General features: G+C 63.6%; 8 protein-coding genes and 1 pseudogene. 5 read left to right on the top strand and 4 right to left on the bottom strand.

Translation table 11 applies throughout. From position 1 onward, the window contains the following. Window positions 1-251: 251 nt before the first annotated feature. The 3 genes and pseudogenes from J1N02_RS32200 (at window position 252) to J1N02_RS32190 (ending at window position 6,349) form a co-directional block, all read left to right on the top strand. Window positions 252-4,259: a bifunctional nitrate reductase/sulfite reductase flavoprotein subunit alpha gene (locus J1N02_RS32200; RefSeq protein ID WP_108572944.1), complete on the top strand. Its 4,008-nt coding sequence runs from the start codon at window positions 252-254 to the stop codon at window positions 4,257-4,259. Between the two features lie 137 nt (window positions 4,260-4,396). Next, window positions 4,397-5,494 (top strand): annotated as a pseudogene (locus tag J1N02_RS32195) (cache domain-containing protein); the annotation flags it as partial. A gap of 87 nt (window positions 5,495-5,581) precedes the next feature. Further along, entirely contained in the window at window positions 5,582-6,349 is a 768-nt protein-coding gene (locus J1N02_RS32190) for a methyl-accepting chemotaxis protein (RefSeq protein WP_370737674.1), read from the top strand. Here J1N02_RS32190 and J1N02_RS32185 read toward each other — a convergent pair. The 4 genes from J1N02_RS32185 to J1N02_RS32170 all read right to left on the bottom strand — a co-directional run bounded on the left by J1N02_RS32185 (window position 6,339) and on the right by J1N02_RS32170 (window position 9,484). After that, window positions 6,339-7,133: an alpha/beta fold hydrolase gene (locus tag J1N02_RS32185; RefSeq protein WP_098479353.1), complete on the bottom strand. Its 795-nt coding sequence runs from the start codon at window positions 7,131-7,133 to the stop codon at window positions 6,339-6,341. The two genes, J1N02_RS32190 and J1N02_RS32185, sit on opposite strands and share 11 nt — an antisense overlap. 79 nt (window positions 7,134-7,212) lie before the next feature. Beyond that, window positions 7,213-8,115 (bottom strand): LysR family transcriptional regulator, encoded by a 903-nt coding sequence (locus J1N02_RS32180; RefSeq protein WP_027608490.1) that lies wholly within the window; start codon window positions 8,113-8,115, stop codon window positions 7,213-7,215. 98 nt (window positions 8,116-8,213) lie between these two features. Next, entirely contained in the window at window positions 8,214-9,008 is a 795-nt protein-coding gene (locus J1N02_RS32175) for a nucleotidyltransferase domain-containing protein (protein WP_421148324.1), read from the bottom strand. Next, complete coding sequence (locus J1N02_RS32170) at window positions 9,005-9,484, bottom strand: AAA family ATPase (RefSeq protein WP_421148323.1); 480 nt, start codon at window positions 9,482-9,484, stop codon at window positions 9,005-9,007. The genes J1N02_RS32175 and J1N02_RS32170 overlap by 4 nt, the downstream gene beginning before the upstream one ends. Before the next feature lie 157 nt (window positions 9,485-9,641). Between J1N02_RS32170 and J1N02_RS32165 the strand changes: the two genes are divergently transcribed. Then, entirely contained in the window at window positions 9,642-10,055 is a 414-nt protein-coding gene (locus J1N02_RS32165) for a DUF2231 domain-containing protein (RefSeq protein WP_065942086.1), read from the top strand. After that, window positions 10,052-11,344: a PQQ-dependent sugar dehydrogenase gene (locus J1N02_RS32160; RefSeq protein ID WP_414887150.1), complete on the top strand. Its 1,293-nt coding sequence runs from the start codon at window positions 10,052-10,054 to the stop codon at window positions 11,342-11,344. The genes J1N02_RS32165 and J1N02_RS32160 overlap by 4 nt, the downstream gene beginning before the upstream one ends. Window positions 11,345-11,370: the final 26 nt, after the last annotated feature.

Genomic DNA, 11,370 nt, shown 5'->3' with positions numbered 1-11,370 from the left:
GTGATGGGGCGGCTTCGCCACCCAGCGCGGGGCAAGCCCGCTCACCACAGTAATCCCGCTCACCACAACAAGCTGGCTTGCCACAATTTGCCCGTGCTTAAGAAATTGGCGCGTGACTTGCTAGGAACACACACAGAGCAGTCAACGCTGATTGCCCATTCACGACAAAGGCGCCGTGCAATCCCCGTTTCCAACGGAGGGTTGCAGGGCGCTTTTTTGTTGGCGGGCAGAAAAAGTTTCGAGGGTGACGGATGGCAAACCAAAGCGTACGCAGTGTGTGTCCCTATTGTGGTGTGGGCTGCGGCATCATCATGCAGGTCGAGCACAATAAGGTGGTCAAGGTCATCGGTGATAAGGCCCACCCCACCAACTTCGGCCGCCTGTGCACCAAAGGCACCACCTGCGGGCAGGCCATCGCCGAGTCCGGGCGGATGGAAAACGCCTACCTGCGCGAGAAGCGTGACCACGACCCGGTGCGCATCGCCATGGACACCGCCATCAGCGAAACCGCCGGGCGCCTGCGCGGCATCCTCGACAGTCACGGGCCGGATGCCCTGTCCTTTTACGTCTCCGGGCAAATGTCCCTGGAGGCCCAGTACCTGATCAATAAGCTGGCCAAGGGCTTTGTGCGCACCAACAACGTCGAGTCCAACTCGCGGCTGTGCATGGCCAGCGCCGGCAGCGGCTACAAGCTGTCCCTGGGCTCCGACGGGCCGCCGGGCTCCTATGAAGACTTCGACCGCGCCGACCTGTTCTTCGTGATCGGCGCCAATATGGCCGACTGTCACCCGATCCTGTTCCTGCGCATGATGGACCGGATCAAGGCCGGGGCGAAGCTGATCGTGGTCGACCCACGGCGCAGCGCCACGGCGGACAAGGCCGGCCTGTACCTGCCGATCAAACCCGGCACCGACCTCGCCCTGCTCAATGGCCTGTTGCACCTGCTGGTCAAGAACGGCCACACCGACCCCGCGTTCATTGCCGCGTTCACCGAGGGCTGGGAGGCCATGCCCGGCTTTCTCGAGGACTACCCGCCGCACACGGTCGCCGAGATCACCGGCCTGGCGGAAGCGGATATCCGCCAGGCCGCCGACTGGATAGGCGCCGCCGCCGAGTGGATGAGCTGCTGGACCATGGGCCTCAACCAAAGCACCCACGGCACTTGGAACACCAACGCGCTGTGCAACCTGCACCTGGCCACCGGCGCCATCTGCCGCCCCGGCAGCGGGCCGTTTTCCCTCACCGGCCAACCCAATGCCATGGGCGGCCGTGAGATGGGCTACATGGGCCCGGGCCTGCCGGGGCAGCGCTCGGTGCTGGTGGAAGCCGACCGCGCATTTATCGAAGACCTCTGGCAGATCCCCCCAGGCAGCCTGCCGCGCCAGGTCGGCGGCGGCACCGTGGCGCTGTTCGAGCAGATGAGCGCCGGGCAGATCAAGGCCTGCTGGATCATCTGCACCAACCCGGTGGCCAGCGCGCCCAATCGCCGCAAGGTCATCGAAGGCCTGCAAGCCGCCGACCTGGTGATCACCCAGGACGCCTTCCTCGACACCGAGACCAACCGCTACGCCGACATCCTGCTGCCCGGCGCGCTGTGGGCCGAGGCCGAAGGGGTGATGATCAACTCCGAGCGCAACCTGACCCTGATGCAAAAAGCCGTCGAACCACCGGGCCAGACCTTGCCCGATTGGCAGATCATCGCCAGGGTCGCTTGCGAGATGGGCTTTGCCGAAGCCTTCACCTATGCCAGTGCCGCCGAGGTCTTCGACGAGATCAAGCGCGCCTGGAACCCCAAGACCGGCTATGACATTCGCGGCGCCAGCCATCAACGGCTGCGCGCGCAACCGCTGCAATGGCCCTGCGCTTCAGACGCGGGCGCCGACCGCAACCCGATCCGCTACCTGAATACAGGCACGCTCAGATTCGCCACCGAGAACGGCAAGGGCCAGTTCCTGGCGCGCCCGCATATGCCGCCGGCGGAGATGCCGGATGAGGCCTTCCCTTTCGTGCTCAACACCGGGCGTTTGCAGCACCAGTGGCACACCCTGACCAAGACCGGCAAGGTCGCCACCCTGAACAAACTCAACCCCGGCCCCTTCGTCGAACTGCACCCCGAAGACGCCGCCAGCCTGGGCATCCAGGACAAGGACCGCGTGGAGGTGCGCTCCTCCCGCGGGCGTGCCGTACTGCCTGCGGTGGTCACCGACCGCGTGCGGCCGGGCAACTGTTTTGCGCCTTTCCACTGGAACGATGTATTTGGCGAAAACCTGGCGATCAACGCGGTGACCAACGACGCGGTCGATCCGATTTCCCTGCAACCCGAGTTCAAGTTCTGTGCCGTCGCCCTGGCCCGGGTCGAGTTGATCGATCACCAGTTTCTCGATGGGCCGGTCTCGCAAGACTTGCCCCCCTTAGTAGAGGACCTCACCCTGTCGCGCCTCGACGCCTTCGCCGATATTGCCGGCCTCCGTAACGTGCCGGCGCCGACACTGAGCGACAGCGAGCGTACTTACCTGGCAGGTTTCCTCAGCGGTCTGCGCTCCGAGGCCGGGCGCCTGGCAGCGGGTGTGCCGGTGATGCCAACCCATGCGCCGCTGACCAAGGATTCCCGACTGTGGCTGGACGGTTTGCTCGGCGGATTGTTCAGCCGCGCAGACGTCAGCGCCATCGCCGCAACGCCCTCCCCGGCCGTCACCCTGTTATGGGCCTCCCAGACCGGCAACGCCGAAGCCCTCGCCGAGCGATTCGCCAAGCGCCTGCGCGACGCCGGTATCAGCGTCGAGCTCAGCGCGATGGCGGATTTCCCGGCCAGCAAACTGGCGAGCACACAAAACCTGGCGCTGATCAGCAGTACCTTCGGCGACGGCGACCCGCCGGACAATGGCGAAGGCTTCTGGCACAGCCTCAGCACCGCCGAGATGCGCCTGGAGTCGCTGCGCTTTGCGGTACTGGCCCTGGGCGATCCGAATTACGACCAGTTCTGCAAGCACGGCAAACGCCTTGACCAGCGCCTGCTGGAGCTGGGCGCGACCCGCCTGCTGGAGCGCGTGGATTGCGACACCGAATTCGAAGAGCGCGCCGATGCGTGGCTGGCCCAATTCCAACAGACCCTCCACCCGGCAAAGCCCGTAGCCCCGGTAACACCCGCCACACCGGCCGGCAAAACCAAGCTGCATGGCTCACGGCTGCTGCTCAACCGGCACCTGAACCCGCAGAGCACCCACAAGGAAACCCGCCAGTTCGCCCTGGACCTGACCGACTCCGGGCTGAGCTATGAAGCCGGTGATGCCTTGGGAGTAATGCCGCGCAACTGCCCGGAACTGGTCAACGAACTGCTCGACCTGACGCGCCTGGATGCCAGTGCCTGCGTGAACATCGACACCTTCGGCGATGTACCGCTGCACCAGGCATTGACCCAGCGTTTCGAAATCGCCCGCCCCAGCAGCGACACCCTCGCCTTTATCGCCGAGCGCAGTGCCAACCCAGGCCTTAAGCGCCTGCTGAGCCCCGAGCACAAGACCGAACTGCAGGCTTGGCTGTGGGGCCGGCAACTGGTGGATGTGCTGCACGAGTACCCCATCGATTGCTCGGCGGACGAACTGCTCGGCACCCTCAAGCGCCTGCAACCACGTTTGTATTCAATCGCCTCCAGCGCCAAGGCCTACCCACAGGAAGTGCACCTCACCGTGGCCGCCGTGCGTTATGGCAAGCGCAAGGGCGTGTCCTCGACCTTCCTCGCCGACCGCGCCGCAGACAGCGAGGTGCCGTTGTTCGTGCAGCCGTCCAAGCACTTCCGCACACCGGCCGACGGCGACGTACCGATGATCATGATCGGCCCCGGCACCGGTGTGGCGCCGTTCCGCGCGTTTTTGCAGGAACGTCGGGCCCAGGGGCACCAGGGCCGCAACTGGCTGTTCTTCGGCGAGCAGCACGCGGCCAGCGACTTCTATTACCAGGATGAACTGCAAGGCATGCAGCGCGACGGCCTGCTCACCCACCTGAGCCTGGCGTTCTCCCGCGACCAGGCGCAAAAGATCTACGTACAGGACCGCATCCACGAACAGGGTGCCGAGCTGTGGCGCTGGTTGCAGGACGGCGCCAGGCTGTATATCTGCGGGGATGCCAGCCATATGGCCAAGGATGTCGACCAGGCGCTGCGCCAGGTCGCGCAAACCCACGGCGGGCTTGGCGTTGAGGGCGCAGTGGAGTACTGGCGCCAGTTGAGCGAACAGAAGCGTTACCTGCGTGATGTCTACTGATTGGATACAGAACAATAAGCACTTTGTATTGTGTACAAAAAACCCTAAAGATTTACCGGCACCGGGCCGAAACAGCAGTGATAGCAAATCGCCGCGCTGTTTTTCCTGAGCGGACGATTTGACCACCCTCTGCGCTGATGGTCGTCTCGATGAAAATAAAAAATAAGCTGGTGCTGGCATTTGTCTCTGTGGCGTTTATTCCGGTAAGCCTGGTGGCCGTGATCTCCGTGATGAACACACGGACCCAGGCGGTGGATCAGTTCATCGATGGCAGCACCCGGGAAATCCGCCAGATCGACGGCAATATCCGCCAGTTCTTCGACGGCACACTGCAGAACGTCGATCAAATGGCCACCGATCCTGTATACACCGCCGTGGACTCTCTGAAGAATTACCAGCCTGCCGATGCAGCCAGCCAGCCGATGCCGGCGGCGGCGCAGGATGTGATCAAGCGCTTTGCACGCTTCGGCGCCACGCACCCGGCCGCCGCGATCCTGTCCATCGGCCTGGAAGACGGTACCTACGCCAAATGGCCGGATGACCCGCAGTTGGCCAAGTACGATCCACGCACGCGCCCCTGGTACAAGGCCGCGATGGCCAGCCCCGGCAAGACCGTGCGCACGCCGGCTTACTACTACGACAAAGACGACGTGGCGCTGGTGGGCACTGCCCGGGCGCTGCTGGATAACGCCGGCAAGGCCAAGGGCGTGTTCGTGGTCAGCGTGTCGCTGAAGAACCTCACCGAACTGGTCAAGAGCATCAAGCTCGGCGAAAGCGGCTACGTGATGCTGATCGAAGACGGCGTGGTGCTGGTCGACCCGCGCGACGCCGCCCACAGTTTCAAGCCGCTCAAGGACCTGGGCGCCGCCTATGCGCACCTGGCCGAGACGTCCCAGGGTTCTACCGAGGTGGAAATCGACGGCGTGCGCTACATGGCCAACGTGTGGACCTCTCCCGGCCTGGGCTGGCGCTATATCGGCCTGATCGAGCACCGCGAAGTGATGGCCGAAGCCACGCGCATGACCTACCTCACAGCGGTCATCGTCGGCGTGCTGGTGCTGATCTTCGGCGTGCTTGCGGCGGCGTTTTCCAAGGTGATCGTCAAGCCCATCGGCCAGGTCAGCAGCGGCTTGCAGTCGATTGCCGAGGGCGAAGGCGACCTGCGCCACGCACTGCAGGTGCAGGGCAAGGATGAAACCGCCGAACTGGCCGGCTGGTTCAACAAGTTCCTCGCCGCGATTCGCCAATTGATCCAGCACATCGGCGCGGCCTCGGCCAATTTGCACAACGCCTCCAAGGTCAACAGCGAAGTCGCACATAACATGAACGAAGCCGCCGGGCGCCAGCGCGAGGCGGTGGAACTGGTGTCCACCGCGTTCAACGAAATGGTCGCCACCGCCAACGAAGTCGCCCGCTCCTGCAGCAGTGCGGCAGAGTCGGCGGAGAACGGCCATCGCCGCGTGGCCGAGGGCAAGCAGCAGATCGAAGTCACCACCGATAACGTCAACCGCCTGGGCCGCCGCCTGACCGAATCGTCCGACGCCATGGTCGAACTCGAAGCCGGCAGCCGCAGCATCAACCAGATCATCGGCACCATCCGTGCGATTGCCGAACAGACCAACCTGCTGGCCCTCAACGCCGCCATCGAGGCTGCCCGTGCCGGTGACCAGGGCCGTGGTTTTGCCGTGGTCGCCGACGAGGTGCGCGCGTTGGCCAAGCGCACCTCCGACTCCACCGGCGAGATCGAGCACCTGCTCGGCACCCTGGAAAACAAGACCCAGGAAGTCACGCAAAAAATGGGCAGTTGCCTGGACCTGTCACGGGCCAGTGTGTCGTCCATCGAAAGCGCGCGGGACAGCTTTGAAGGCATCCAGCTGTCGGTCAACGAAATCCGCGACCAGAACCTGCAAATCTCCGCCGCCGCGGAGGAACAACACAGCGTGGCCGAAGAGATCAACCGGCATATCCAGCAGATCTACGACGAGGCACGCCTGGTGGAAAGCCTGGCCAACTCGGCGCAGGACGACTCGGGGCGCCTGTCGAACCTGTCGGATGAGCTGAATGGCCTGGTGGGGCGCTTCAAGTCCTGATGAATGCCGCGATCTGTTGCCACATCGCCTGCGGGTTGGAATACATCGGGAAGTGCCCGCACGTCGCAATGGGCGCCAGGCGCACACCGTTAGCCTGGATGTGCGGCAGGTAGGACAGCCCGGCGTTCTGCGCGCCGTACATGAACAGCTTGGGGCATGGCAGGCCGAGGAACTTGTCCATCAGGTCGGCGTTATCGGAAAGCGTCACCATCGATTGGAAAATCCCGCGCACCGCGCCGGCGCGGACCTTGTGGCGCAAGCTCGCTGAATACAGGGCGCTGGCATACGCCGGCGCCTGGCGGGTGCGTTCGATGAAGGCGCTGAAGAACACCTCCGGGTCATCCGCCGGGTAGTCGACGATCTGGCGACTGAGAAAGCAGTCTTGCGCGGCGATATTGCCTTCGATATCGGTGAAACTCAGGACACGGCCAGGGAAACGGTGCGCCAGCAGCAAGGCCGTCAACCCGCCCATGGAGTGGCCGACCAGGTGGAAACGTTCGATCTGGAAGTGCTCCAGCACCTGCAAGGCGGTTTCGAGCAGGAACGGGATGCTGATTGCCCCCAGGTCGGCGCATTCACTTTCGCCACAGCCGGGCGCGTCATACGCAACAAAGGGATGCCCGTCGAAAGCCGGGTGCAGGACGATATCGGCGTAGTCTTCCTTGGTGGAGCCAAAGCCGTGCAGGAACAGGATCGGCGCGTGCTCGCCGGAGCGATACAGGGCGGCGATATCCAGCGATACGCCATCTACCGTCAGCGGCAGACGGGTGTGAGTGAACGACATGGCGAGGGCTCCTTGAACACAAAGGCGGCCAATTTCAAGGGTTTCCCTGCGCGTGTAAATGACCGATTGCAGAACGTTTTCATACGCCAATCGTATGAGCCTGGAATTGTGCGACCAGTTCTGTGACTAACGGGTTTGGCCTTTGCGAGTTCCAGGCGACCGCCGTCGTCACGACGTTGAGCTTCTGGGTCAAGGCCCGCAGCACCACGTTATCCGGGGCGAGTTTTTTCAACGAGGCCGGCACCAGCGCGATGCCCTGGCCGCAGCTGACAAAGGCAATCTGCGAGGCCACCGAACGCACCTCATGCAGCACCCGCGGCGAGAACCCGCTGGCGCGGCACGTGGCGATCAGGTTGTCGAAGTACACCGGGCTGACCTTGCGCGAAAACATCACCAAAGGCTCGCTGGCCAGGCTCGACAGGCTGATGCGCGTGCGCGACGCCAGCGGGTGATCGCCGGGCAGCGCCACCATCAGGCGGTCCTCGCGCAACGGCAAGGACTGGATCGCCGGGCCGAGGTCGCCGTCCAATCGCGCAAACGCCAGGTCGATATCCCCCGCCTCCAGCGCCGGTACCGCCTCCACGCTGTCGATCTCGCGCACCGATACGGTGAGCTGGGGGTATCGCTGCTTGAGCAGGTCGATCAAGCCAGGCAACACATCAAACATCGCCGTGGAAATCGCGCCAATGGTGAGCATGCCCGACTGCCCCGCCACCGCCTCCTCCACCGCCAGCTCCAGGCGCTCCAACTGTTCGGCGAACTTGCGCACCGCCGGCAGGATCGCCGCACCCACCGGCGTCAACTTGGCGCCCCGCCGCGAACGCTCGAACAACGTGACCTTGAGCGCCTGCTCCAGCACCTGGATCTGCTCGCTCAACGGCGGCTGCGACATACCCAGGCGCTTGGCGGCACGGCCGAAGTTCTGTTCTTCGGCCACGGCGAGGAACAGCCAGAGGTGGCGAATAAGGCGGAAGTTGATCATGGGAGTTCCATAGGCTTGACGTATGAAAGGTCAGGTTTAACGCTAATAAACCTATAATCTTTGGATAAGCCTTATGGCGCAAGCACAGCCCCACATTTTTAATCCGCTACGTACGTAGGAAGGACGGTGGGTGAAGCCATCCAATCCAGAAAAGCCCGAAGCCGCGCGGTGAAGTTTTCCATCGTGGCGCCAGGGTTCCTGGCCTCAAAGAGAAAGAACGCAAGGTGAGTGACCCGCTGCGGATACCCCCGGACGAACATCGCCACATGCTCTTCGAGGGTGAGGGGCCATGTCGACGCATCTTCCGAAAGCAATACATGGGTGGACCTGATCAGCTTGCGTGAAGCCTCGCGCTGCAAGCGAAGTCGCTGCACCTCGGTGTCGGCGCACGCGATGCGCGTGAGGTACGTGCTCAATACGGCGTGAAAATCACCATTTACCGCCAGCGCGATGTCACGGGATGGCCGAAACCGTTCGAAATGCACTGACAGATCATTGCCCCACAGGCAGCGGCACTGGTGTTTGAGCCAGAAGCCCCACCTGTTGCGGTTTTCCGCCGCCAGTACTTGCGCGCGGTGGCCGATATCGAAATCCACCTTGGTGACAAGGGGGTGCCGCTGCTCCAGCGCACGCCGGACTGCCTCCAGCCGGGCCAATAGCTCCGCGGTTGCCGGCTCGCGCAGCACCAGGGTGAGGTCGAGGTCGGAAACGCCGGGAATGGCGTCGCCCCTTGCGACACTGCCATAGAGATAGAGACCGTCCAGGCCCAGGTCGTCCGTCGAGAGCGACGCGCAGACATCCGCCAGCAACGGCTGGTATTCAAGCTGCACGGGGGTGTCGGGAACGGTGAGGATAAAACCGTCCGCGTCGATGCCCGCAGAAGGCGTACTCATGGGCGATACACCTCGATCACCAGCCCTTCCGCCTCACTCGGCACGCAGAAATGCCGGGTGATCAGGTCGAACTCGGCATCCGTCGCCGCGAAATCATGATCGCCCTGGGCATTGCGCGCATGCAGCCTTGCGCGGCAGGTGGCGTCGTCCAGCTCGAGGTAATGCAGGCGGTGCGGCACCTTGGCGGCCTGCGCCAACCCCAGCAGCCATTCGCGATTGGCCAGGGTATTGGCGGGAAAATCCAGCACCACGTTGACGCCGGATTCAAGCAGGTTGATCACCAGCGGGCCCAACACCCCGCGAATACGCTGGGCACAGCGCAGGTAGTCGGCGATCGAGAGGATTTCACCGGGGTACAACTGGGCGAGCCAGGTGTCTTCGCTGAGCAGGATGGCGGCGTGTTCGGCCACCAGGGTCTTGGCCAGTGTCGACTTGCCCGAGGCGATCTTGCCGCACAGCAGGTGCAGGGTTGGCATGGGGACGGCTCCTTATGTGAAGCCTTGAGCATGCCAGCTTTCCGGCTGGTTCTTAATATTTCGACACGAATTATGCTGAACTATCTGACAGGTAAGGCGTTCATTTCCTATGCGCAGCCCCGACCAGGGGCGTTGTACAACAAGGAGCCGCCTTACCATGACAACCCTTCCCGCCTACCGATACACGCCGGGGCCGCTGCATGCGACCTTGCTGGCCGGCACCGTGCCGCTGTTTCTTGGTGCCTTGCTCAGCGACATTGCCTACACCCAGACCTACCAGATTCAATGGGCCAACTTTGCGTCCTGGTTGATTGCCGGTGCTCTGGTGTTCTGTGGGTTCGCGTTCCTGTTTGCGCTGGTCAACCTGCTTCGCGCCGAGCGCAAGGCGGGGCAACCCACGCGGTATGTCCTGCTGCTGTTAGCCACCTGGGTATTAGGGCTGGTCAATGCCTTTCAACATGCCAAGGATGCCTACGCCTCAATGCCTGCCGGGCTGATCATGTCGGCCGTCGTCTTGCTGCTGACACTGGCGGCCACCTGGACCGGCCTGCGCTCGGGAGGTGCCAAATGAAAACGTCCCACACACTGAGCGTATTGAGCGCCGCGCTGTTGCTGAGCGCCTGCGGCGGCGAAGGTGACAAGACCCAGGCCCGTGGCCCCGACCCCACGTTGCCGGAGCAACAAAGCAGCCTGTTGCCGAGCATGAAGATCGCCGAGCCTACCCCATGGGGCGATCAGAAACCCAAGGTCCCTGACGGCTACAGCGTCACGGCCATCGCCACCGACCTGGCCATCCCGCGCCAGACGTTGGTGCTGCCCAACGGTGACATCCTGATCGCCGAAGGCCGTGGCGGCAGTGCGGCCAAGCTCAAGCCCAAGGATGTGATCGCCAGCGTGATCAAGGCCCAGGGCAACACCAAGGTAAAAGGCGGCAACCGCCTGACGCTGCTGCGCGATGCCGACGGTGACGGCACCTATGAGTTGAAGACGGTGTTCGCCGACAACCTCAACGCGCCCTACGGCCTGGCGTTTGCCGATGGCAAGCTCTACGTGGCCAACCAGGATGCGCTGGTGCGCTTCGACTACACCGATGGCCAGACCAAGGCCAGCGGCGCACCGGTGAAAGTCACCGACCTGCCGGCGCAGATCAACCATCACTGGACCAAGTCCCTGGCGGTGAGTGCCGATGGACGCCAGTTGTATGTGGGGATCGGCTCCAACAGCAACGTGACCGAACGTGGCATGGAAGTGGAAATCGACCGCGCCATGGTCTGGCAGATCGACGCCGCCACCGGCGCGCACAAACCATACGCCACCGGCCTGCGCAACCCGACGGCGCTGACCATCCAACCCGACTCCGGGCAACTGTGGACGGTGGTCAACGAACGCGACGAACTCGGCCCCGACCTGGTGCCCGACTACCTGACGTCGGTGAAAGAAGGTGCGTTCTACGGCTGGCCCTACAGCTATTGGGGCCAGAACGTCGACCCGCGCGCGCAACCGCAGAACCCGGCCAAAGTCGCCGCCGCGATCAAGCCCGACTACAGCCTGGGCTCCCACGTGGCCGCACTCGGCGTGGACTTTTCCATCCCGGCCATGGGCGAGCAATTTGCCGACGGCGTATTCGTCGGCGAGCACGGCAGCTGGAACCGCGACAACCCGGTGGGCTACAAGGTGATCTTCGTGCCGTTCAGTAATGGCAAGCCATCGGGTGAGCCGATTGATTTCGCCACCGGCTTTCGCGGTGACGACGGCAAGACCCGTGGGCGCCCGGTGGGGGTGACGGTGGACCCGAAAGGCGCGCTGATCATCGCCGACGACCTGGCCAATACCGTGTGGCGGGTGACGCGCAAGCCATAGCGGCATATGACAGGGGCGGCGACGCC

It is taken from the genome of Pseudomonas sp. NFX5 (assembly GCF_049132125.1).
GTDB lineage: Bacteria > Pseudomonadota > Gammaproteobacteria > Pseudomonadales > Pseudomonadaceae > Aquipseudomonas > Aquipseudomonas marginalis.
The sequence above is the reverse complement of the archived record's forward strand: the minus strand, read 5'-3'. Positions and strand labels throughout refer to the sequence as shown.

Bases quoted from the DNA above. Each gene is read 5' to 3' on its own strand.
- J1N02_RS32200 (WP_108572944.1), top strand. From the start codon at position 252: ATGGCAAACCAAAGCGTACGCAGTGTGTGTCCCTATTGTGGTGTGGGC.
- J1N02_RS32190 (WP_370737674.1), top strand. From the start codon at position 5,582: ATGAACGAAGCCGCCGGGCGCCAGCGCGAGGCGGTGGAACTGGTGTCC.
- J1N02_RS32185 (WP_098479353.1), bottom strand. From the start codon at position 7,133: ATGTCGTTCACTCACACCCGTCTGCCGCTGACGGTAGATGGCGTATCG.
- J1N02_RS32180 (WP_027608490.1), bottom strand. From the start codon at position 8,115: ATGATCAACTTCCGCCTTATTCGCCACCTCTGGCTGTTCCTCGCCGTG.
- J1N02_RS32175 (WP_421148324.1), bottom strand. From the start codon at position 9,008: ATGAGTACGCCTTCTGCGGGCATCGACGCGGACGGTTTTATCCTCACC.
- J1N02_RS32170 (WP_421148323.1), bottom strand. From the start codon at position 9,484: ATGCCAACCCTGCACCTGCTGTGCGGCAAGATCGCCTCGGGCAAGTCG.
- J1N02_RS32165 (WP_065942086.1), top strand. From the start codon at position 9,642: ATGACAACCCTTCCCGCCTACCGATACACGCCGGGGCCGCTGCATGCG.
- J1N02_RS32160 (WP_414887150.1), top strand. From the start codon at position 10,052: ATGAAAACGTCCCACACACTGAGCGTATTGAGCGCCGCGCTGTTGCTG.